This window comes from Paraburkholderia dinghuensis (genome assembly GCF_003837865.1).
GTDB classification, from domain to species: domain Bacteria; phylum Pseudomonadota; class Gammaproteobacteria; order Burkholderiales; family Burkholderiaceae; genus Paraburkholderia; species Paraburkholderia dinghuensis.
In genome coordinates this window covers 1-21,181 of sequence record NZ_RQIS01000031.1, presented here as the reverse complement: position 1 = coordinate 21,181, position 21,181 = coordinate 1, and the positions used below count along the sequence as shown (strand labels likewise).

At 64.6% G+C, this 21,181-nt stretch carries 19 protein-coding genes; 12 read left to right on the top strand and 7 right to left on the bottom strand.

Annotated features, from left to right (window positions below; genetic code table 11):
- The first annotated feature begins 73 nt into the window (after window positions 1-73).
- From D1Y85_RS25840 to pyrF, 7 genes are all read left to right on the top strand, one after another.
- On the top strand, window positions 74-1,081 hold the full coding sequence (locus D1Y85_RS25840) for an arabinose ABC transporter substrate-binding protein (RefSeq protein WP_124153915.1): 1,008 nt from the start codon (window positions 74-76) through the stop codon (window positions 1,079-1,081).
- Between the two features lie 109 nt (window positions 1,082-1,190).
- Window positions 1,191-2,702, top strand: coding sequence for an L-arabinose ABC transporter ATP-binding protein AraG (gene araG / locus D1Y85_RS25835; RefSeq protein WP_124153914.1), 1,512 nt, complete (start codon window positions 1,191-1,193; stop codon window positions 2,700-2,702).
- A 23-nt stretch (window positions 2,703-2,725) separates the two neighbouring features.
- Window positions 2,726-3,763 carry an L-arabinose ABC transporter permease AraH gene (gene araH, locus D1Y85_RS25830; RefSeq protein ID WP_124153913.1) on the top strand — a complete coding sequence of 346 codons (1,038 nt, stop codon included), beginning with the start codon at window positions 2,726-2,728 and terminating at the stop codon, window positions 3,761-3,763.
- A gap of 19 nt (window positions 3,764-3,782) precedes the next feature.
- Window positions 3,783-4,586, top strand: a complete 804-nt coding sequence (locus tag D1Y85_RS25825; protein WP_124153932.1) for an SDR family NAD(P)-dependent oxidoreductase — start codon at window positions 3,783-3,785, stop codon at window positions 4,584-4,586.
- Window positions 4,583-5,488: an SMP-30/gluconolactonase/LRE family protein gene (locus tag D1Y85_RS25820; RefSeq protein ID WP_124153912.1), complete on the top strand. Its 906-nt coding sequence runs from the start codon at window positions 4,583-4,585 to the stop codon at window positions 5,486-5,488. The genes D1Y85_RS25825 and D1Y85_RS25820 overlap by 4 nt, the downstream gene beginning before the upstream one ends.
- Window positions 5,489-5,754: 266 nt before the next feature.
- The gene (locus D1Y85_RS25815) at window positions 5,755-6,888 is read left to right on the top strand and encodes an aldose 1-epimerase (RefSeq protein ID WP_124153911.1); all 1,134 of its coding nucleotides are present in this window, start codon (window positions 5,755-5,757) and stop codon (window positions 6,886-6,888) included.
- Between the two features lie 359 nt (window positions 6,889-7,247).
- Entirely contained in the window at window positions 7,248-8,063 is an 816-nt protein-coding gene (gene pyrF, locus D1Y85_RS25810) for an orotidine-5'-phosphate decarboxylase (protein WP_124153910.1), read from the top strand.
- Window positions 8,064-8,096: 33 nt separating this feature from the next.
- On the opposite strand, the gene D1Y85_RS25805 is transcribed toward pyrF, so the two are convergent.
- The 4 genes from D1Y85_RS25805 to thiL all read right to left on the bottom strand — a co-directional run bounded on the left by D1Y85_RS25805 (window position 8,097) and on the right by thiL (window position 11,162).
- A complete protein-coding gene (locus tag D1Y85_RS25805; protein ID WP_124153909.1) occupies window positions 8,097-8,633 on the bottom strand; it encodes a cupin domain-containing protein in 537 nt (178 codons plus the stop codon).
- Between the two features lie 387 nt (window positions 8,634-9,020).
- Complete coding sequence (locus tag D1Y85_RS25800; protein ID WP_124153908.1) at window positions 9,021-9,521, bottom strand: CinA family protein; 501 nt, start codon at window positions 9,519-9,521, stop codon at window positions 9,021-9,023.
- A 44-nt stretch (window positions 9,522-9,565) separates the two neighbouring features.
- A complete protein-coding gene (locus tag D1Y85_RS25795; protein ID WP_124153907.1) occupies window positions 9,566-10,174 on the bottom strand; it encodes a phosphatidylglycerophosphatase A family protein in 609 nt (202 codons plus the stop codon).
- Entirely contained in the window at window positions 10,164-11,162 is a 999-nt protein-coding gene (thiL, locus tag D1Y85_RS25790; RefSeq protein ID WP_124153906.1) for a thiamine-phosphate kinase, read from the bottom strand. Before thiL ends, D1Y85_RS25795 begins: the two co-directional genes overlap by 11 nt.
- A gap of 174 nt (window positions 11,163-11,336) precedes the next feature.
- Here thiL and D1Y85_RS25785 point away from each other — a divergent pair, with 174 nt between their 5' ends.
- From D1Y85_RS25785 to D1Y85_RS25775, 3 genes are all read left to right on the top strand, one after another.
- Complete coding sequence (locus tag D1Y85_RS25785) at window positions 11,337-13,631, top strand: NADP-dependent malic enzyme (RefSeq protein WP_124153905.1); 2,295 nt, start codon at window positions 11,337-11,339, stop codon at window positions 13,629-13,631.
- Window positions 13,632-14,193: 562 nt separating this feature from the next.
- Window positions 14,194-14,565: a ribonuclease gene (locus D1Y85_RS25780; RefSeq protein ID WP_342773487.1), complete on the top strand. Its 372-nt coding sequence runs from the start codon at window positions 14,194-14,196 to the stop codon at window positions 14,563-14,565.
- Between the two features lie 16 nt (window positions 14,566-14,581).
- The gene (locus D1Y85_RS25775; protein ID WP_124153904.1) at window positions 14,582-15,139 is read left to right on the top strand and encodes a barstar family protein; all 558 of its coding nucleotides are present in this window, start codon (window positions 14,582-14,584) and stop codon (window positions 15,137-15,139) included.
- An 84-nt stretch (window positions 15,140-15,223) separates the two neighbouring features.
- On the opposite strand, the gene D1Y85_RS25770 is transcribed toward D1Y85_RS25775, so the two are convergent.
- The 3 genes from D1Y85_RS25770 to speE form a co-directional block, all read right to left on the bottom strand.
- The gene (locus D1Y85_RS25770; protein WP_124153903.1) at window positions 15,224-15,964 is read right to left on the bottom strand and encodes a 16S rRNA (uracil(1498)-N(3))-methyltransferase; all 741 of its coding nucleotides are present in this window, start codon (window positions 15,962-15,964) and stop codon (window positions 15,224-15,226) included.
- 22 nt (window positions 15,965-15,986) lie between these two features.
- Window positions 15,987-16,397: a VOC family protein gene (locus D1Y85_RS25765; RefSeq protein ID WP_124153902.1), complete on the bottom strand. Its 411-nt coding sequence runs from the start codon at window positions 16,395-16,397 to the stop codon at window positions 15,987-15,989.
- A gap of 103 nt (window positions 16,398-16,500) precedes the next feature.
- On the bottom strand, window positions 16,501-17,364 hold the full coding sequence (gene speE / locus D1Y85_RS25760; RefSeq protein ID WP_185219130.1) for a polyamine aminopropyltransferase: 864 nt from the start codon (window positions 17,362-17,364) through the stop codon (window positions 16,501-16,503).
- Window positions 17,365-17,891: 527 nt separating this feature from the next.
- On the opposite strand from speE, the gene tkt reads away from it, so the two are divergent.
- Both tkt and gap read left to right on the top strand, forming a co-directional pair.
- On the top strand, window positions 17,892-19,925 hold the full coding sequence (gene tkt / locus D1Y85_RS25755) for a transketolase (RefSeq protein ID WP_124153929.1): 2,034 nt from the start codon (window positions 17,892-17,894) through the stop codon (window positions 19,923-19,925).
- A gap of 111 nt (window positions 19,926-20,036) precedes the next feature.
- Window positions 20,037-21,050, top strand: coding sequence for a type I glyceraldehyde-3-phosphate dehydrogenase (gene gap, locus D1Y85_RS25750; protein WP_124153901.1), 1,014 nt, complete (start codon window positions 20,037-20,039; stop codon window positions 21,048-21,050).
- Window positions 21,051-21,181: the final 131 nt, after the last annotated feature.

Genomic DNA, 21,181 nt, shown 5'->3' with positions numbered 1-21,181 from the left:
CGCGCGTATCGACGGCAAGAAAAATAATGAGCGGCCGACCCTCCCCGTGAACGAAGAAGACAGGAGACACACCATGCAACGACGCATCTTTCTGACGTTGATGGCCGCCGCGGTGACGGCGAGTGCCGCGCTGGGTGGCGCGCCCATCGCGCAGGCCGCGGATCAGGTGAAGATCGGCTTTCTCGTGAAGCAGCCTGAAGAACCATGGTTCCAGGACGAGTGGAAATTCGCCGAAATCGCCGCGAAAGAAAAGGGTTTCACGCTGGTGAAGATCGGTGCGCCGTCCGGTGAGAAGGTGATGAGCGCGATCGACAACCTTGCCGCGCAGAAGGCGCAGGGCTTCATTATCTGCACGCCGGACGTGAAGCTCGGGCCGGGCATCGTCGCCAAGGCGAAGGCCGACAACCTCAAGCTCATGACCGTGGACGACCGTCTCGTCGATGGTTCGGGCAAGCCGATCGAGGCAGTGCCGCACATGGGCATCTCGGCGTACAACATCGGCAAGCAGGTCGGCGAAGGCATCGCCGCGGAGATCAAGAAGCGGGGCTGGGACATGAAGGACGTCGGCGCGATCGACGTGACCTACGAGCAACTGCCGACCGCGCACGACCGCACGACCGGCGCAACCGATGCGCTCGTTGCCGCGGGCTTCCCGAAGGCGAACATCATTGCCGCGCCGCAAGCGAAGACCGACACGGAAAACGCCTTCAATGCCGCGAACATCGCGCTCACGAAGAACCCGCAGTACAAGCACTGGGTTGCCTACGGCCTGAACGACGAAGCCGTGCTCGGCGCTGTGCGCGCAGCGGAAGGCCGCGGCTTCAAGGCAGACAACATGGTCGGTATCGGCATCGGCGGCGCGGACTCGGCGCTCAACGAATTCAAGAAGCCCGAACCGACCGGCTTCTTCGGCACCGTGATCATCAGCCCGAAGCGCCACGGTGAGGAAACTTCGACGCTGATGTACACGTGGATCACGCAAGGCAAGGAGCCGCCGAAGCTCACGCTGACCTCCGGCATGCTCGCCACGCGCGACAACGTGAGCCAGGTGCGCGAGCAAATGGGCCTCGCGGCGAAGTGAGGGCTTGAACCGGGCAGGGGAGTCGGACGTTTCCCGTCGCTTGTGGCCGGTGCGCGTTGATTCAGGCGCGCCGGTCACGAAGCGGCGTATCGAGCGAGAGGAAACCGAAGTGTCAGCAACGCTGCGTTTCGAGAATATCGGCAAGGTGTTTCCCGGCGTGCGCGCGCTCGACGGCGTTTCACTGGACGTTCAAACGGGCCGGGTGCATGGCCTGATGGGTGAGAACGGCGCTGGCAAGTCGACGTTGCTGAAGATACTCGGCGGCGAGTATCAGCCGGACTCGGGCCGCATCCTGATGGACGGCAACGAGGTGCATTTCCCCGATTCTGCGTCGTCGATCGGCGCGGGCATCGCCGTGATTCACCAGGAGCTTCAGTACGTGCCGGATCTCACCGTCGCGGAAAATCTGATGCTCGGTGCGCTGCCGAATTCGTTCGGTTGGGTGAGGAAGAGCGCGGCGCGCAAGTTCGTGCGCGAACGGCTCGCCGCGATGGGCGTCGATCTCGATCCGACTGCGAAGCTGCGCAAGCTCTCCATCGCGCAACGGCAAATGGTGGAAATCTGCAAGGCGCTGTTGCGCAACGCGCGCGTGATTGCGCTCGACGAACCGACCAGCTCGCTCTCACTGCGCGAAACCGAAGTGCTGTTCAAGCTCGTGCGCGAACTGCGAGCGGACCACCGAGCGCTCATTTACATCTCGCACCGCATGGACGAGGTGTATGAGTTGTGCGACTCGTGCACGATCTTCCGCGACGGCCGCAAGGTGGCGTCGCACGAGACGCTCGACGGTGTGAGGCGCGAGACTATCGTCGCCGAAATGGTCGGACGCGAGATCAGCGACATCTACAACTACACGCCGCGCGAGCATCGCGACGTGCGCCTCTCGGTGCGCGGCGTGCTCGGGCGTCCGCTCGCCGAACCCGCGAGCTTCGACGTGAAGGGCGGCGAGATCGTCGGCTTTTTCGGGCTCGTCGGCGCGGGGCGCAGCGAGCTGATGCAACTCGTCTACGGCGCGCGCAAGCGCCGCGCAGGCGAGATCGTCCTCGACGGCAAGACGGTGCACGTGAGGAGCGCCGCTGACGCGATTCGCCACGGCATCGTGCTGTGTCCCGAAGACCGCAAGGAGCAAGGCATCGTCGCGATGGCCTCGGTGTCGGAGAACATCAACATCAGCTGCCGGCGCCACTTCCTGCACGCGGGTATGTTCCTCGACCGCAAGAAGGAAGCCGAAACGGCCGACCGCTTCATCAAGCTCCTGAAGATCAGGACGCCGAGCCGCCGGCAGAAAATCCGCTTCCTTTCGGGCGGAAACCAGCAGAAGGCGATCCTGTCGCGCTGGCTCGCGGAGCCGGATCTCAAGGTGGTGATTCTCGACGAGCCGACGCGCGGTATCGACGTCGGCGCGAAGCACGAGATCTACAACGTGATCTATCAGCTCGCGGCGCGCGGCTGCGCGATCGTGATGGTGTCATCGGAGTTGCCCGAGGTGCTTGGCGTGTCGGACCGCATCGTCGTGATGCGTGAAGGCCGCATTTCGGGTGAATTGTCGCGCAGCGCGGCGAGCGAACACGCAGTGCTCGATCTGGCGCTGCCGCAGCGCACAGCGGCACGGGCCGCGTGAGTGGACGGGGAGGAGTGACTGACATGCCCGCAAGAGAAAACCTGGCGGCCGACGCAGCCGACGCAACGAAGCGCGTCGCACAATCCGCCGTCGATGCCCTGATTCCGAAGAGCAGCGACAGGCAGAAGTGGTGGCAGCAGATCACCGAATACAGCCTGATCGTGATCTTCGTGATCATGTTCATCGTGATGTCGCTCTCGGTCGACCACTTCTTCTCGATCGAGAACATGCTTGGGCTCGCGCTGTCTGTATCGCAGATCGGCATGGTCGCGTGCACGATGATGTTCTGTCTCGCGTCGCGCGATTTCGACCTTTCCGTGGGCTCGATCGTTGCGTTCGCGGGTGTGCTCTGCGCGATGGTGCTCAACGCTACGAACAGCACCGTAATCGCGATTGTCGCCGCGGTGGCGGCGGGCGCGGCGATCGGTTTCGTGAACGGCGCCGTGATCGCTTATCTACGGATCAACGCGCTGATCACGACGCTCGCCACGATGGAAATCGTGCGCGGTCTCGGCTTCATCGTCTCGCACGGGCAGGCGGTGGGCGTGTCGTCGGATACGTTCATCGCGCTTGGCGTCATGACGATCTTCGGTGTGTCACTGCCGATCTGGATCACGCTGATCTGCTTCATCGCGTTCGGCGTGATGCTCAATCACACGGTGTACGGGCGCAATACGCTCGCGATCGGCGGCAATCCGGAGGCGTCGCGCCTTGCCGGTATCCACGTCGAGCGCACGCGTGTTTGGATCTTCCTGATCCAGGGCGCGGTGACTGCCCTCGCAGGCGTGATTCTCGCGTCACGTATCACCTCGGGGCAGCCAAATGCGGCCGAAGGCTTCGAGCTGAACGTGATTTCCGCATGCGTGCTCGGCGGTGTCTCGCTGCTCGGCGGGCGCGCGACGATCTCGGGTGTGGTGATCGGCGTGCTGATCATGGGCACGGTCGAGAACGTCATGAATCTGCTCAACATCGACGCGTTTTATCAATACCTCGTGCGCGGCGCGATCCTGCTTGCGGCGGTGCTGCTCGACCAGTTGAAGAACCGCGGTGCACGCGATTGAACGTCAAGGAGGCTGAATGATGACGTCTCACGACAATGCTTCCGCGCAAAAGAATTACGCGCGCTATCCGAGTCTCGTCGATCGCGTCGTGCTGATCACGGGCGGCGCGACCGGTATCGGCGCGTCGTTTGTCGAGCACTTCGTCGCACAGGGCGCGCGCGTGGGCTTTCTCGACATCAACACGAGCGAGGGCCTTGCGTTGGCCGATTCGCTCGGTGGTCCAGGTTCGCCGCCGCGCCACAAGCCTGTGTTCGTGACCTGCGACCTCACCGACATCGACGCGCTGCGTACCGCCGTCGCCGATGTAAAGGCCGCGCTCGGCCCGATTGAAGTGCTCGTGAACAACGCGGCGAACGACCGCCGGCACGAACTGGCCGACATCACCCCCGAATCGTTCGACGCAGGCATCGCAGTGAATGTGCGGCATCAATTGTTCGCGGCGCAGGCGGTGATGGAGGACATGAAGGCCGCGCGAGCGGGGTCGATCATCAATCTCGGTTCGATCAGCTGGATGATCAAGGACAGAAATCTTCAGGTGTACTTGATGAGCAAGTCGGCCGTGCAAGGTCTGACGCGCGGGCTTGCGAAGGAACTCGGGGCGTATGGCATCCGCGTGAACACGCTCGTGCCGGGCTGGGTGATGACCGACAAGCAGCGCCGCCTGTGGCTCAACGACGAGGGCCGGGAAGCGATCAAGCGCAACCAGTGCATCGACGCGGAACTGCTTCCCGCCGATCTCGCGCGCATGGCACTTTTCCTCGCGGCGGACGACAGCCGCATGATCACTTCGAAGGACATCGTGGTGGACGGAGGCTGGGTATGAATACGAACGACAACACGACGGCCACGCTGCTGATCGACGCACAGAACCAGCTCGGCGAGGGCGTAACGTGGTGCGCGCGCACGGGCCGCCTCTACTGGACCGACATCGAAGGCGCGAGCCTGTCGCGCTACGACCCGCGCGACGGCTCTCATCGCACGTGGCCGATGCCGGAGCGCCTCGGCTGCTTCGCGCTTTGCGAGGATGAAAACACGCTGGTGCTGGGTCTTGCGAAGCGGCTCGCGTTCTTCGATCTCGCGACGGGCGAAATCGACCCGATCATCGATGTCGAGCCGGGCGCGACAACGCGCGTGAATGACGGCCGCTGCGACCGGCAGGGTCGCTTTGTGTTCGGCACGATGGACGATACGAGGCCGAGACAGCGAGTCGGCGGCTTCTACCGGCTCAATCGCGATTTGACGCTGGAGCGTCTCCCGCTGCCCGCGCCCGCGATTTCGAACAGCATCGCGTTCAGTCCGGACGGCGCAACGATGTACTACTGCGATACGCCGACGCGCGAGATACGCGCCTGCGACTATGGCGCCGATGGAAATATCGCGAACGATCGTTTGTTTATCAGGTTCACGGACGCCACTGGCACGCCGGACGGTTCGACCGTCGACGCCGATGGCGGTCTCTGGAACGCGCACTGGGGTGGCGCGCGCGTGGTGCGCTACAGCGCGGATGGGGTCGAGACGATGCGTGTAAACATTCCCACGGCTCAGCCAAGCTGCGTTACGCTCGGCGGTGCGCATCTCGGCACGCTCTACGTGACGAGCGCACGCGACGAACTCGACGCAGACGCGCTCTCGCGCGATACCCACGCTGGAGGCGTGTTTGCCGCGCCGGCAGGGCATGCCGGCCTTCCCGAGCCGCTCTTTCAGGGCGGTCGGCGGCGCGGTTGAGAACGGGCGGGGCGTCGTTCTGACGCCCGGCTCGCGCCGCGATTCGAGCGCATCGAGCCGGCGAGCTTCACAGGTAGAAGGATTGGCGTTGCAGTACGGCAACAGTTGCAGTCGGTCAGTGGTCCGAAATCGGCATTGCGAGTACTAGAAGCGCGAACACAAGAAGCGGTGGCCCGCACGAAGTCCGTGCGCACAGACACGCCACCTGACTGTATGTGGGCCGCCTTTGACGGCGGCAACAATCCATGCCTCTCGAGGAGCATCTTATGAACGTCGCGAATTCCGCACCGCGTCAACCCGTTCGTCCGGCCGGCGCGCCGGCTGCCGCGCGCCGCGCGCGGCTCGAAGCCGCCACCCATCCGGTTCTGCCCGGGCCCAGCACGTCGGCCGTCGCCATCGGTGCGGCCGCGGCGGGCGACGTTGCCTGCGTGACGCTCGCGAACGCGTATCTGAGGCTCGACGTCGCGCCCCAACTGGGCGGCGGCATCACACGTTTCGACTGGCGCAGCGAAGGCGCGCTGGTGCCGGTGTTCCGCCGCTGCGAGCAACTGAACGCGTGCATGGACCCGAACGAACTCGCCTGTTATCCGCTCGTGCCGTATTCGAACCGCATCGCGGCGGGACGCTTCCATTTCGGCGGACGAGATATCGAAGTGCCGTGCAACCGTGTGGGCGAGCCGCTGCCGATCCACGGTGATGGCTGGCTCGCGCCGTGGCAGGTCGAGGAGTCCGGACGCGAGCGCGTGCGGCTCGTGCTCGACCGCAGCGACGGAGAACCGTACGCCTATCGTGCGGCGATCACCTACATGCTGGACGGTGCGACGCTCGTGATGACACTCGAAGTCGAGAACACCGGACGCGACGCGATGCCGTTCGGCCTCGGCGTGCATCCGTTTCTCGCGCGCGATGCGAGCACCGAACTTTCCGCCCCCGCGAGCGGCCTGTGGCTTTCGGGCGAGGACTGGCTGCCGGTGCGGCACGTGCCTGCCCCGCCCGCGTGGCAGTTTGGCGTGGCGTATCCGCTTCCGGACAAGCTCGTGAATCACGCGTTCAGCGGCTGGAGCGGACGCGCCTCGGTGGCGTGGGAAGGCCGGCGGCTGTCGCTGTCGATTTGCGCGGACACGGACTATTACGTTCTCTATACGCCGCCTGGGCAGGACTTCTTTTGTTTCGAGCCCGTCGATCATCCGATCAACGCGGTGAATCTCTCGGGCGGCGGCGGGGCGCACGGCATGACCGTGCTCGCGTGCGGCGAGCGGCTCACCCGGCAGTTCAGCTTCTCGGTCGAGCGCCTCGACGTGCGCACGCCGGCCAAACCGCGTCGCGCGGCGGTGCTGCGTGGCCGGACCGGTGCGCCGCGTGGCAGCAAGGCCGTGCGTTCGCGTCAGGACGTGCGCTAGAGACGCGCTTTCGTGCTGCAGGCTCGCTGCTATCGCGACGGAAGGTTCGCGGTCTCGCGGCGGACGGCTGGATTCGGCCTGATTGACGTCGTAGTTGCGCTGCGCAGCCCGGGCACGGTGCTGCCGCGCGACTGGGATACGGGCGTTCTAAGTTGGGGGTCGCTGCCCGGCCTGCCGTGTCCGTCGCCAAGACCGCACGGGCGCTCGCTGAACCGTCTCGCGAAGCCCGGCAAGCTTGCCGTAACGCCGCTGCAACTCACTCCGCAAAGCGCCACAGGTCATCGCTCGGGAGGCGCCGGCCCAAGGCCGGGTAAAATACGCGCCGTTTCAAGTCAACGGCTCGCCTCGAGATATCCATCATGACCACGTTTACCCAATCCCTCGACGCCGCCTGGCAGCGTACCGGTTCGCTGCTGTGCGTCGGCCTCGATCCCGAGCCCACGAAATTTCCGGCCGCGCTCGCTGGCCGTAGCGACGCGATCTTCGCGTTCTGCAAAGACATCGTCGATGCAACGGCGCCCTACGCGTGCTCATTCAAGCCGCAGATCGCCTACTTCGCTGCGCACCGCGCGGAAGACCAGCTCGAGGCGTTGATCGCGCACATCCACGAAAAGCATCCGGGTCTGCCGGTGATCCTCGACGCGAAGCGCGGCGACATCGGCAGCACCGCCGAGCAGTACGCGCGCGAGGCGTTCGAGCGCTACCAGGCCGACGCCGTGACGGTGAACCCGTACATGGGCTTCGATTCGATCGAGCCGTATCTCGCGCACGCGGGCAAGGGCGTGATCGTGCTGTGCCGGACCTCGAACCCCGGCGGTTCGGACCTGCAGTTCCTGACGACCAACGGCAAGCCGCTTTACCAGTTCGTCGCGGGCCTCGCGGCGCAGAAGTGGAACGCGAGCGGCCAGCTCGGTCTCGTGGTCGGCGCTACATTCCCGAAGGAGATCGAGGTGGTGCGCGCGATCGTCGGCGACATGCCGCTCCTGATTCCGGGCATCGGCGCGCAGGGCGGCGATGTCGAAGCGACCGTGCGTGCGGGCCGCACTGACGCGGGCACTGGCATGCTGATCAACTCGTCGCGTGCGATTCTCTACGCAAGCAAGGGCGACGACTACGCGCAAGCGGCTGCAACGGCCGCGAAGGACACGCGCGACCGGATCAACGCGTACCGGTAATCGCATCGGCCTGCGGCGTCGGCTACGGCACGATCAGCCCTTTCTCGCTACCGCCGCAGGTTTGCCGAGCAACTCGATGATCGCGCGATGCAGCGGATACTTCTGCGCGAGCGCTTCGGCATCGGCGATTTCGAATTCGCTGAACTCGAAGCCTGGCGCGACGGTGCATCCGACCAGCGCATAAGTCGACGGATCGCAGCAGCGCGCCGCGAACCAGTGACCCGCGGGCACGACAGCCTGGAACACCGTGCCGGGATGCTCGAGCGCATGGCCAAGCTTGCGCGTGGAGAGGACGCCGCGCTCGTCGATCGAGTGGATCTCGAGCGGCGAGCCCGCGTAGAAGTGCCAGAGTTCGTCGGAGCGGATGCGGTGCCACGCCGAGTAGGCGCCTTCAGCAAGCAGAAAATAGATCGCGGTCGATGCCGTGCGTGTGCCCTCGCTTGCCGGGGCGCCGTCGCGGCGCACGAGATCGTCCGCGCGATAGGTTTCGCTGTAGTAACCGCCTTCGGGGTGCGGTTCCAGTCCGAAGCGGCGGATCAATTCGTCGACTGCGGTGTTCGCGGTAGCCATGGTGGCGGTCTCCTGTCGGCCCAGAGTTAGCGCTTTAGCGCTTACTCCGGCCCCATGCAGAGCGGTCGGCCCAGAGTTAGCGTTTTAGCACTTACGCCGGCTCTATGCAGAGCAGTCGGCCTGGAGTTAGCGCTTTAGCGCCTACGCCGGCCTCATGCAGAGAAGTCGGCCTGGAGTTAGCGCTTTAGCGCTTACGCCGGCCTCATGCAGAGCAGTCGGCCTGGAGTTAGCGCTTTAGCGCTTACGCCGGCCTCATGCAGAGCAGTCGGCCTGCAGTTAGCGCTTTAGCGCTTACCCCGGCCCCATGCAAAGCAGTCGGCCCGAAGCTAGCACTTCAGCGCTCACTCCAGCCCCATGCAGAGCAACATCCCGGCATACCGTGCCGGGTCAGTGTTCCTGTTCGTCGAGCAAGGCGAGCAGCCCGCGCAGCGCGTGCACGGCGGCCTGCACACGGATCTGTTCGCGGTCGCCCTTGAACACCAGCGTTTCGACCGTCGTGTGCAGCCGGTTACTCCAGCCGAACGACACCATCCCGACCGGCTTTTCGGGCGATCCACCGCCAGGCCCTGCCACGCCCGTGATCGACAGCGAAACCTGTGCCCGGCTGTTGCGCAGTGCGCCTTCGGCCATCTCGCGGGCGACCGGTTCGCTGACGGCACCGAATTTTTCGATCATCTCGGGCGGCACGCCGATCATTTCGCTTTTCGCGAGATTCGAATAGGTGACGAAGCCGCGTTCGAACCAGCCGCTGCTGCCGGAGATGTCGGTGATGGCGGTGGCGACCATGCCGCCAGTGCAGGATTCGGCGGTGGCGAGCATCAGACGCCCGTCGCGCAGCTTGTTTCCGACGCGGATGGCGAGTTGGTGGACGACGGAATCGGTAGGCATGGCGGGAAGTCCGTTGGGCGTAGGTGCGCGGCGGGTTTCAGGGTTCAGACCGACATGCGCCAGAGCGCGATCACGAGCAGCGTGAAAAATGCGGCGACGAGGTCGTCGAGCATGATGCCGAAGCCGCCCTTGAAGCGGCGGTCGAGATGGCGGATGGGCGGCGGTTTCACGATGTCGAAGAAACGGAACACGATGAAAGCCCCGAGCTTCCCGGTGAAATCGACGGGCGTGACCATCAGCAGGACGAGCCAGAACGCGACGATTTCGTCCCAGACGATCGCGGACGGGTCGTCGGCGCGCAGCTTTTTCGCCGTGAAGGAGGTGATGGCGATGCCGGCGAAGTAGCCCACGACGATCAACAAACCCCAGCCAGGCACGGTCAGGTAGCGGTTCAGCACTTCGAACGACGCCCACGCGAACAGTGTGCCGGCGGTGCCTGGCGCGATGCGCGACAGTCCCGAGCCAAAGCCGAGCGAGATGAGGTGGAACGGATGCGTCAGCATGAACGGGGCGTCGACGCGGCGCGGGCCCGCGGTGGAAGCGTGCAGCGTCGATGCACCGGTAGTACCGGTAGCACCCGAAGCGGCCGCGGCAGCCGGGTGCCCGGGCGCGGACAGGTCGTCGGCAGGCGTCGGCGTGGGGTCAGTCTGCATGGAAATGATCGAAGCCTTGCAACGTCAGGTTGAGCGGCGCACCGGTTCCGTCATGCCACGCGATGCCCGGCTTCGCGCGCGCCGGATCGGCCGGGTCGAGGGAAGTTATTGTACCGATGCGCGTAACGGGCACGCCCGCATGTTGTGCGGCCGCCTCGACGGCGTCGCGCGCGCCGGGCGTCGCAGTGAAGCACAGTTCGTAGTCGTCGCCGCCCGCGAGCGAGCACTGGCGCTGCACGGCCAACGGCAGGCGCGCGAGCGCCGCCGAGCGCGGTAGCGCATCGACGTCGATGCGCGCGCCCACGTTCGAGCGCTCGAGGATGTGCAACAGATCGCCGGCGAGTCCGTCCGAGACGTCGAGCGCCGCGCGTGCCACGCCGCGCAGCGCAAGACCGAGCGCAATGCGCGGCTCGGGCCGCTCGAGCGCGCGGCGGAACACGGCGGCGTCGGCCACGTGGGTCTGCCACTCGCCCCGCAGCACGCCAAGTCCCGCACGTGCGTCGCCGGGCGTGCCGGACACCCAGATGTCGTCTCCGGGCTGCGCGGCATCGCGCCGGAGCGCGGCGTCCTGCGGCACCGACCCGAACACCGTCACACAGAGATTGAGCGGCCCCGCCGTCGTGTCGCCGCCGATCAGCTCGCAGCCGAAGCGGTCGGCGAGTTCGAAGAGGCCCGCGCTGAACGCCGCGAGCCAGTCCTCGCGCGGCTTCGGCAATGAAAACGCAAGGGTGAAGCCGAGCGGCGCAGCGCCCATTGCCGCGAGGTCGGAGAGGTTCACGGCGAGCGTTTTGTGGCCGAGCGCATTCGGATCGACGTCGGGCAAAAAGTGGCGGCCCTCCACGAGCATGTCCGTCGAAATGGCCAGCATTTCACCGACGGGTGGTGCAATCAGCGCGCAGTCGTCGCCGATGCCGAGCGCCGCGCGGCGCGTGTTCGCGCGGGCGCGGCTGGCGAAAAAACGGTCGATCAGGGAAAACTCGGAGAGCATGTCGAAAGGACTATGGCAAATGAAATACGGGCGTCGTGGAGTGCCTGCGCTGGTGTGACGTTTCACCCATTCCTGTCGCGGCAGCCGTGCCCAAACCGTTAGGAATAGGGCAGAGGAATGGGACTACAATGGGTTCGACTCGCCATTCTAATCTGCCCTCGACATATGCCCGCCATGCCTGATTCCAGCACGAACAAGCTCCGCGAAGCCGCACTCGATTATCACGAGTTTCCCACCCCCGGGAAGATTGCGATCGCACCGACCAAGCAGATGATCAACCAGCGCGACCTCTCGCTCGCCTACTCGCCAGGCGTGGCATTCGCGTGCGAGGCGATCGTCGAGGATCCGCTGAACGCCGCGCGCTTCACGGCGCGCAGCAATCTCGTCGGTGTCGTGACGAACGGTACGGCGGTGCTCGGCCTCGGCAACATCGGGCCGCTTGCCTCGAAGCCGGTCATGGAAGGCAAGGCGGCGCTCTTCAAGAAGTTCGCGGGCATCGACGTGTTCGACATCGAACTCAACGAATCGGACCCACACAAGCTCGTCGAGGTGATCGCGGCGCTTGAACCCACGTTCGGCGGCATCAATCTCGAAGACATCAAGGCGCCGGACTGCTTCATCGTCGAGCGCGAGTGCCGCAAGCGCATGAAGATTCCGGTCTTCCACGATGACCAGCACTGCACCGCCATCGTCGTAGCCGCGGCGGTCACGAACGGGCTGAAGGTCGTCGGCAAGAACATCAAGGAAGTGAAGCTCGTGGCTTCGGGCGCGGGCGCCGCGGCGCTCGCCTGCCTCGACCTGCTCGTCGATCTGGGTCTGTCGCTCGGGAACATTGTTGTCACCGACCTCGCGGGGGTGGTCTACAAGGGCCGCACGGAATTGATGGATCCGGACAAGGAGCGCTTCGCGCGCGAAACGGATGCGCGCACGCTCGCCGAAGTGATCGAAGGCGCGGACATTTTTCTCGGCCTCTCGGCGGGCGGTGTGCTCAAGCCTGAAATGGTCAAGCAGATGGCCGCAAAGCCGCTGATCCTCGCGCTTGCGAATCCGACGCCCGAAATCCTGCCCGAACTCGCGCTCGAAGTGCGCCCGGACGCGGTGCTCGCCACCGGTCGCACCGATTATCCGAATCAGGTGAACAACGTGCTGTGCTTCCCGTTCATCTTCCGCGGCGCGCTCGACGTAGGCGCGACGACGGTGACTCGGGAAATGGAAATCGCGGCGGTGAACGCCATTGCCGAACTCGCGCGCCAGGAGCAGAGCGACGTCGTCGCCACCGCTTACGGCATCCAGGACCTGCAGTTCGGCCCGGAGTACCTGATTCCAAAACCCTTCGATCCGCGTCTGATCGTCAAGATCGCACCGGCCGTTGCGAAGGCGGCGATGGATTCGGGAGTCGCGACGCGTCCGATCGAGGACATGGACGCCTACGAACAGCACCTGCAGCATTTCGTGTATCACAGCGGCACGACCATGAAGCCGATCTTCCAGATCGCGCGCTCGGTCGAGCCCGAGAAGAAGCGCATCGTATTCGCCGAGGGCGAAGAGGAGCGAATCCTGCGCGCCGTGCAGATCGTCGTCGACGAAAAGCTCGCGAAGCCCATCCTGATCGGCCGTCCGAACGTGATCGAGCAGCGCATGGCGCGCTTCGGCTTGCGTCTCGTCGCGGGGCAGGATTACACGGTCGTCAATACCGACCACGACGAGCGCTACTGGGACTTCTGGCAGACCTACGCGAAGCTGATGGCGCGCAAGGGCATCACGCCGCAGATGGCGAAGCTCGAAATGCGCCGGCGCACCACGCTGATCGGCTCGATGCTCGTGAAGAAGGGCGAGGCCGACGGCATGATCTGCGGCACGATCAGCACGACGCATCGCCATCTCCACTTCATCGATCAGGTGATCGGGAAGAAGGAAGGCTGCAGCGTCTACGCGGCGATGAACGGGTTGGTGCTGCCGAACCGCCAGATCTTTATCGTCGATACGCACGTCAACATCGATCCGACGCCCGCGCAACTCGCCGAGATCACGATCATGGCCGCCGAGGAAGTGCGCCGCTTCGGCATCGAGCCGAAGATCGCGCTTTGCTCGCACTCGAATTTCGGTTCGAGCCTCGCGCCGTCGGCGCAGAAGATGCGCGATCTGCTCGAAATCCTGAAGGAACGCGCGCCCGACCTGCAGGTGGACGGCGAAATGCACGGCGATGTCGCGCTCGACGCGACCCTGCGCCGCGAGATCCTGCCCGATTCGACGCTGGAGGGCGAAGCGAACCTGCTCATCATGCCGAACATCGACGCGGCGAATATCTCGTACAACCTGCTCAAGACCGCGGCGGGCAACAACATCGCGATCGGCCCGATCCTGCTCGGCGCGGCGAAGCCGGTGCATGTACTGACGGCTTCGGCTACGGTGCGCCGTATTGTCAACATGGCTGCGTTGCTCGTCGCGGATGTGAACGCATCGCGTTAATAAGCGGCGCCGAGGTCAGCAATCGCGCCCCCCGGAGACCGGCGCACCCGCAACAGGTGCGCCGGTCTGCAACTCGAACTGTCATCTGATGAGGTGGTTGCCTTGCCACGGGTGCGCCGCCGTCAACTTGCAGTGGCCATTCGCCCGGCACCAACCGCGTGTCCCCGTGCGACCGCATGCCAACCCACCAGGATCGATATCGTCCCGTCTGGCGTGGGGCGAAGCGGTTGTAATATTTACCGCTTTGTGGCTTGTGCGCGATCAATGAGCCTGTGCCCCAGCCTGGCGAACATTGCTTCCAGGGGGCTTTAGCGATACCCTTACAGTTTTCACGGTCGTCGAACGCAGCAACCGATTAGCGGGAATCTGGTAGATGGCACGCATGGGGCTGCAAGTCCTGGAACCTGCGCTCGAACCTGAACTGGAATCCGGGCTGAGAACCGGACTGGGGTCAGGGCAAAAAGCCGGGCAAAAACCAGGGCAGGAACGCAAAGCAGCGGGAGCACCCGCTACCCTGAACCTTTGTTTTGGCAGCATTCGCCGGGCGGCGACGGTCGCGGCACTGGTTGTTGCGGCAACGTTTGCGACGGGCGGCCTTGGGTCCGCTCAGGCGCGAAGCACCCCTTCCGACGATGTCCCGGCAAACATCGGCACGATAGCGGTCGGCCAGTTGCCGACCGAAGCGGTCAATACGCTTGGCCTCATTGCGACAGGCGGTCCTTACCCGTTTGAAAAGGATGGTGCCGTGTTCGGCAATTTCGAGCGGGCGCTGCCATACCACCGGCGCGGCTACTACCACGAGTACACGGTACCGACGCCTCGCGCGCGCAATCGCGGCGCGCGGCGCATCGTCTGCGGCGGGCCACTGCGACAGACCGACGACTGTTACTACTCCGACGACCATTACGCCAGTTTTAAGCGAATTGTTGAATGACACCGGGAAGAGCGGCATGAGCGATAACATCTACGCGCACGACCCGCGGGTCGCGAGCGATCCGTTCGCGTCCGGAGAGGGCAATCTGTTCCAGCGAGTCATGCAGATGAAGCACGGCGAGCAGAGTGAAGCCGCGCGCGGCGAAGGCGGCGCGCTTTCAGAAAACGAGGGGGGCATGAGCCTGTTCGCGACTGTCCGGCCGAACATCGTCCAGTCGATCCGCGCGTTTCGCGTGCAGGATCTCCATGACGAGGCGCAGCGTCTACAGCAGCATTTCCTTTACGCCTTCTGCGCGAACGCCAAAAGCAAGCAGGAAGTGCTCGAAACCATCGCGCTATCGTTCCTGTTTCCGAAGCATTTTGGCAAGAACTACGACGGGTTGTACGACTGCCTCACCGATCTCGTGCAGAAAGCGGGCGAGCAGCCGGGCTTCGTGGTCGTCCTGGACGGCTTGCCGATCGCACAGAAGTTCGACAAGGACGGGCGCGAGACGCTGCTCGACGTGTTCCGCGAAGCCTCCGAATACTGGGCCGAGCGCAAAGTACCGTTCCGCGTCTTTTATTCGTTCGCCTGACTTGCGTCCTCAGTAGTCCGTCGGAACAGTCGTTTTCATGCGACAGATCCGCTCAGGCCCGCCTTTAGGCGGGCCTTGTCATTTTTACCAACCGCGCCAGCGCGCAGCCAGTGCTGCAAGGACCGCAATGCCGGCCGTTTCGGTCCGCAGGACGCGCGGTCCGAGTCCCACTGGAATGAAGCCGTGGCTTTCGGCGGCCGCTTCTTCCGCCGAGGAAAATCCGCCTTCCGGCCCCACCAGCACGGTCACTTCGCCTTTGGGCGGATCGCCCGGCAGCGTCGCGAACGAGGCGTTCGCGCGCGGCGAAAGGATCACGCGCAGATCACCTTCCGCGGGCGTTTTCGGCATGGCGCCGAGCCAGGTGCCGATCTCGCGCGACGACGCGACGTCCGGCAGCCGGTTGCGCCCGCATTGTTCGCACGCCGATTGAACGATGCGCTGCCAGTGTGTCTGGCGCCGCTGCGCCCGCTCGCCCGAAAGGCGCACGACGCTACGCGACGTGGTGAGCGGCACGAAGTTTGTCGCGCCCAGCTCGACAGCCTTTTCGATCAGCCAGTCCATCTTGTCGCTGCCGGCAATGCCCTGCGCGAGCGTGAGCCGGTATGGCGGCTCGGCTTCGACGTCGCGGAACGAATCGATCCGTACCGTCGTGTCGCGGCGTTCCATTTCGACGATTTCGGCGCTGTATTCGCCGCCGGTGCCGTTGAAGAGCACGATTGTGTCGCCGGGCTGCAGGCGCAGTACCTGGACGTGTCGCGTGACCTGGTCGGGCAGTGGGACGACATCGCCGGGTTGTAGAGGATTACCGACAAAAAAGCGGGGCATAAGACAGGTTTTCATTGCTTCATTACAGGTTGCGAGCAAGCGCCCAGCGGTAGCCGTCGAGGTCTTCGACCTGCGCGAAACGGTCTCCCCAGAACTGGTCTTGTGGCTCGCTCAGCGATTTCGCGCCGGCTTCGAGCGCCCGCGCATAAACCGAATCGACATTGTCGACATAAAGGTAAAAGGACTGCGGGGCCGTCGTCCCCGCGCTCTTCGGCGTGTGTGCCGTCGAGCCAAACGCACCTTCCGGCGCAAACATCACGATCAACTGGTCGTGATAAGTCATCTCTACGTGCATTACCGCCCCATCGTCTTCCACGCAATCGCGCATGACAAATCCGAACGCTGCCTCGAAAAAGGCCATCGTGGCGCGAGCGTCGCGTACCGTCAGATAGGGCGTGAGCCACGGCACACCCGCGGGGCGGGATGGGGCCATCGGGTCTCTCCAGTGTTCACAGTTTTGAGAGTGGGATGAGGCGGCCAATGCAGAAAAATCCGCTCAACAGACAATCATGCAACGCGGTGCAATGTTGTGCTCGCTACGGGTCCACGAATCGACCCGGTATATCGCGTACCGACAGTGCCGTTGCGAAGAGCGCTGCGTGCAGATCGGCGTCGTAAAGGCGCAACCCTCCAATCCCGCGTTCGTCGAGTCTCGCGCGCAGCGTGGCCGCATCGGTGGTAACGGGGTCTAGCCCGTCGCTCGCGATGGCCATCAACCATAACGATCCGTAGAGCGGTACGTAGGCGGCAAGCGGTCGCACCACGGCAAACGAGGCGCGCAGGCCTTCCAGCAACGCACCGATGCGCGACGCGTGGTGCCACGGCGAGCCGAGATGCAACGAGATCAGCGCATCGTCGGTCATGACGCGCTTGAGTCCGGCATAGAAGGCTGGCGTGTAGAGGCCTGCTGCGGGTGAATCAGGCGGGGTCAGATCGAATACGACGAGGTCGAAGCGTTCCTGCGCCCGTGCGACGAACGCCGCGGCGTCGCCGATCACCAGTTCCACGCGCGGATCGTCGAATGCCGCACCTCGCACCTGCGGCAGGTACTCGCCGGTCAGCCGCACGACGTCGGGGTCTAACTCGGCGACGACAATGCGTTCGATGCCGCGATGTCCAAGCAGCTGGCGCGCCGCCCCCCCATCGCCGCCGCCCAGCACAAGTGCCGCGCGCGGGGCCGGGTGCGTGAGCGCGGCCGGGTGCGTCATGCACTCGTGGTAGATGAATTCGTCGCCGGCGGATGTCATCGGACGGCCGTCGAGCGTGAACAGGCAACCAAGCTGCGGCGTGTTCCAGACCTCAATGCGCTGCCATGCCGAATCGACACAGGCAAGGCGGTGCGCACCGGGGAAGCCGTATACGGCGTCGGCGGCGGGGTGGAAAAGCAGCGAGGTGTTCACACGGATTCGGGCGCGGCCGGATTGCGCGGCGGCGCTGTCTGAAAAATAGGCAACGGCCGCATTATACGGGGATGTCCACGGGGGTTGGGCCGCGTCGTTTCGGGGTTTACACGCGGAAAAATGGGGTGCGCAGCGCGCGTAAGGCCGCATATTTTTGGGGCTCATACACGATGGTCTCGCGCAGTCGAAATCCGCGATGTGGTGCCGCATCCGCGTACCGGCTGACTCCGCCGGGCGGGGACCGCGTGACGCGTCGCGCGACGGTGGCCGGGCCATGACGCTTCGGTCCCGCCATGCGGCTTCGGTGTCCCGAAAACGCGTTGGCCCTCCGTCTGTCAGCCAGGGATTGTCCGCACGATCTGCTAAAATGTTACGCTTTGCAGCCACTTCCGTTTGCTTTGGCCTCTCGCGTCTCCCGGCGCACGCCTCGTGCGCTGGAGCAGTTGTTGGCCGACCTTCCGGATCCCCGCGCTGTGGTGCGCGAGCGTCGCGCACGCCGCTATTTGCCCTCGTTCCCCGGACTCGACATGACGACCCCGTCCTCCGCCTCCCCCGCTACCATCAAGCTGATGGCCAACGCGATCCGCGCACTGTCCATGGACGCCGTCCAGCAAGCGAACTCCGGCCACCCCGGCATGCCGATGGGCATGGCCGAGATCGCCGTCGCGCTGTGGTCGCGCCATCTGCGCCACAACCCGTCGAATCCGCACTGGAGCGACCGCGATCGTTTCGTGCTGTCGAACGGCCATGGCTCGATGCTGCTGTACTCGCTGCTGCATCTGACCGGCTACGACCTGCCGATCGGAGAGCTGAAGAACTTCCGTCAACTGCACTCGAAGACGCCGGGCCACCCCGAATTCGGCATCACGCCGGGTGTCGAGACGACCACGGGCCCGCTCGGCCAGGGTCTGGCGAACGCGGTTGGCATGGCGCTCGCCGAAGCGCTTCTCGCCGCCGAGTTCAACAAGGCCGACGCGAAGATCGTCGATCACCACACGTACGTGTTCCTCGGCGACGGCTGCCTGATGGAAGGCATCTCGCACGAAGCGTGCTCGCTGGCGGGCACGCTCAAGCTGAACAAGCTGATCGCGCTCTACGACGACAACGGCATCTCGATCGACGGCGATGTCGTGAACTGGTTCCACGACGACACACCCAAGCGCTTCGAAGCGTACGGCTGGAATGTGGTCCCGCACGTCGACGGCCATGACGTCGATGCTGTCGACGCCGCTATCCAGAAGGCGAAAACCTCGGACAAGCCGACGCTGATCTGCTGCAAGACCATCATCGGCAAGGGCGCGCCCACGAAGCAGGGCGGCCACGACGTGCACGGCGCGGCGCTCGGCGCGGACGAAATCGCGAAGTGGCGCGCTGCGTCGGACTGGAAGTGGGAGCCGTTCGTGGTGCCGCAGGAAGTCTACGCAGACTGGAGCGCCAAAGCTGCAGGTGCGAAGTTCGAAGCGGACTGGAACACGTCGTTCGCGGCATACAAGTCGAAGTATCCGGCCGAGGCGGCCGAGTTCGAACGCCGCATGGCTGGCAAGCTGCCCGCCGACTGGGCGCAGAAGGCCGCTGAAATCATCGCCGGGGCCGACGCGCGCAAGGAAACCGTCGCGACCCGCAAGGCTTCGCAGCAGGCCATCGAAGGTCTCGCTGCCGTGCTGCCCGAACTGCTCGGCGGCTCGGCTGACCTGACCGGTTCGAACCTCACCAACTGGAAGGCTTCGAAGCCCGTCCGCGCGGGCGAGCACGGCATCCAGTGGGGCAACCACGTCAACTACGGCGTGCGCGAGTTCGGCATGAGCGCTGCGCTCAACGGCATCACGCTGCACGGCGGCTACAAGGCGTTCGGCGGCACGTTCCTCACGTTCTCGGACTACGCCCGCAATGCGCTGCGCGTGGCCGCGCTGATGAAGTGCCCGTCGATCTTCGTGTACACGCACGACTCGATCGGCCTCGGCGAAGACGGCCCCACGCACCAGTCGATCGAACACGTCGCGAGCCTGCGCCTGATCCCGAACATGACGCTCTGGCGTCCGGCCGACACCGTCGAAACGGCGGTGGCCTGGACCCAGTCGATCGAGCATCACGGCCCGTCGACCCTCGTGTTCAGCCGCCAGAATCTGGCGTACAGCGAGCGCACCGATGCGCAGATCGCGAACATCGCGAAGGGCGGCTACGTGCTGCGCGACTGGAACGACGACATCCCCGGCCGCAAGATCATCCTGATCGCGACGGGCTCGGAAGTCGAACTGGCGCTCAAGGCCGTCGAGCCGCTGCAGCGCGAGGGTATTGGCGCTCGCGTGGTGTCGATGCCGTCGACCAACGTGTTCGACAAGCAGGACGCCGACTATCGCGAACGCGTGCTGCCGAAGGGCGTGCGCCGTGTTGCGATCGAAGCGGGCGTGACCGACTTCTGGCGCAAGTACGTCGGCCTTGAAGGCGGCGTGGTCGGCATCGACACGTTCGGCGAATCGGCGCCGGCCGGCGTGCTGTTCAAGCACTTCGGCTTCACGGTCGAGCACGTCGTCGCGACGGTGAAGGCCGCGTTCGACAACTAAGCATGCTCAACGGGTTCGCCGCGCGCGAACCCGTTGCCGTGTGCGCAGCGTGACATGCCCCAGCGCAGACGGTATCGGTACAAGATCTTTTCAGCCACCAGGAGATAAATCATGACCATTCGCGTCGCCATTAACGGCTACGGCCGCATCGGCCGTAATACGCTGCGCGCGTTCTACGAGAACGGCAAGAAGCACGACATCCAGATCGTTGCGATCAACGACCTGGGTGATGCGAAGACCAACGCACATCTGACGCAATACGACACGGCTCACGGCAAGTTCCCGGGCGAAGTCTCGGTGGACGGCGACTATCTCGTCGTCAACGGCGACCGTATCCGCGTGCTGGCGAACCGCAACCCGGCCGAGCTGCCGTGGGGCGAACTGGGCGTCGACGTCGTGTTCGAATGCACCGGCTTTTTCACGACCAAGGAAAAGGCGAGCGCGCACCTGAAGGGTGGCGCGAAGAAGGTCATCATCTCGGCGCCGGGCGGCAAGGACGTCGACGCGACGATCGTCTACGGCGTGAACCACAACGTGCTGAAGGCCGAGCACACGGTCATTTCGAACGCATCGTGCACGACGAACTGCCTGGCACCGCTCGTCAAGCCGCTGAACGACAAGATCGGTCTGGAAACGGGTCTTATGACCACGATCCACGCGTACACGAATGACCAGGTCCTGACCGACGTGTATCACGAAGACCTGCGCCGCGCGCGCTCGGCCACGATGAGCCAGATCCCGACGAAGACCGGCGCTGCCGCGGCCGTCGGCCTCGTGCTGCCGGAACTGAACGGCAAGCTCGACGGTTACGCGATGCGCGTCCCGACCATCAACGTGTCGGTTGTCGACCTCTCGTTCATCGCCAGCCGTGACACGACCGTCGAAGAAGTCAACGCGATCATGAAGGAAGCGTCGCAGCAAGGCCCGCTCAAGGGCATCCTCGGCTACAACGACGCGCCGCTGGTTTCGATCGACTTCAACCACAACCCGGCTTCGTCGACGTTCGACGCCACGCTGACGAAGGTCTCGGGCCGTCTCGTCAAGGTGTCGAGCTGGTACGACAACGAGTGGGGCTTCTCGAACCGCATGCTGGACACGGCTGTCGCGCTCGCGAACGCCAAGTAAGCACGCGCAGTACCGCACAAAAAACCGCCCCTCGGGGCGGTTTTTTTTTGGTTCATCGCAGGAAACCGTGGAGCTTTAGGGAGCGATTGCGTACTCTGAGCTGACTTTATGGAGGTCAGGAGGCAGAGTTG

Coding starts and splice junctions, on each gene's coding strand:
- D1Y85_RS25770 (WP_124153903.1), bottom strand. CDS start 15,964: ATGCCCCGCTTTTTTGTCGGTAATCCTCTACAACCCGGCGATGTCGTC.
- pyrF (WP_124153910.1), top strand. CDS start 7,248: ATGACCACGTTTACCCAATCCCTCGACGCCGCCTGGCAGCGTACCGGT.
- D1Y85_RS25795 (WP_124153907.1), bottom strand. CDS start 10,174: ATGCAGACTGACCCCACGCCGACGCCTGCCGACGACCTGTCCGCGCCC.
- D1Y85_RS25800 (WP_124153908.1), bottom strand. CDS start 9,521: ATGCCTACCGATTCCGTCGTCCACCAACTCGCCATCCGCGTCGGAAAC.
- D1Y85_RS25820 (WP_124153912.1), top strand. CDS start 4,583: ATGAATACGAACGACAACACGACGGCCACGCTGCTGATCGACGCACAG.
- gap (WP_124153901.1), top strand. CDS start 20,037: ATGACCATTCGCGTCGCCATTAACGGCTACGGCCGCATCGGCCGTAAT.
- D1Y85_RS25815 (WP_124153911.1), top strand. CDS start 5,755: ATGAACGTCGCGAATTCCGCACCGCGTCAACCCGTTCGTCCGGCCGGC.
- D1Y85_RS25775 (WP_124153904.1), top strand. CDS start 14,582: ATGAGCGATAACATCTACGCGCACGACCCGCGGGTCGCGAGCGATCCG.
- thiL (WP_124153906.1), bottom strand. CDS start 11,162: ATGCTCTCCGAGTTTTCCCTGATCGACCGTTTTTTCGCCAGCCGCGCC.
- D1Y85_RS25840 (WP_124153915.1), top strand. CDS start 74: ATGCAACGACGCATCTTTCTGACGTTGATGGCCGCCGCGGTGACGGCG.
- araH (WP_124153913.1), top strand. CDS start 2,726: ATGCCCGCAAGAGAAAACCTGGCGGCCGACGCAGCCGACGCAACGAAG.
- D1Y85_RS25765 (WP_124153902.1), bottom strand. CDS start 16,397: ATGGCCCCATCCCGCCCCGCGGGTGTGCCGTGGCTCACGCCCTATCTG.
- D1Y85_RS25825 (WP_124153932.1), top strand. CDS start 3,783: ATGACGTCTCACGACAATGCTTCCGCGCAAAAGAATTACGCGCGCTAT.
- D1Y85_RS25785 (WP_124153905.1), top strand. CDS start 11,337: ATGCCTGATTCCAGCACGAACAAGCTCCGCGAAGCCGCACTCGATTAT.
- tkt (WP_124153929.1), top strand. CDS start 17,892: ATGACGACCCCGTCCTCCGCCTCCCCCGCTACCATCAAGCTGATGGCC.
- D1Y85_RS25805 (WP_124153909.1), bottom strand. CDS start 8,633: ATGGCTACCGCGAACACCGCAGTCGACGAATTGATCCGCCGCTTCGGA.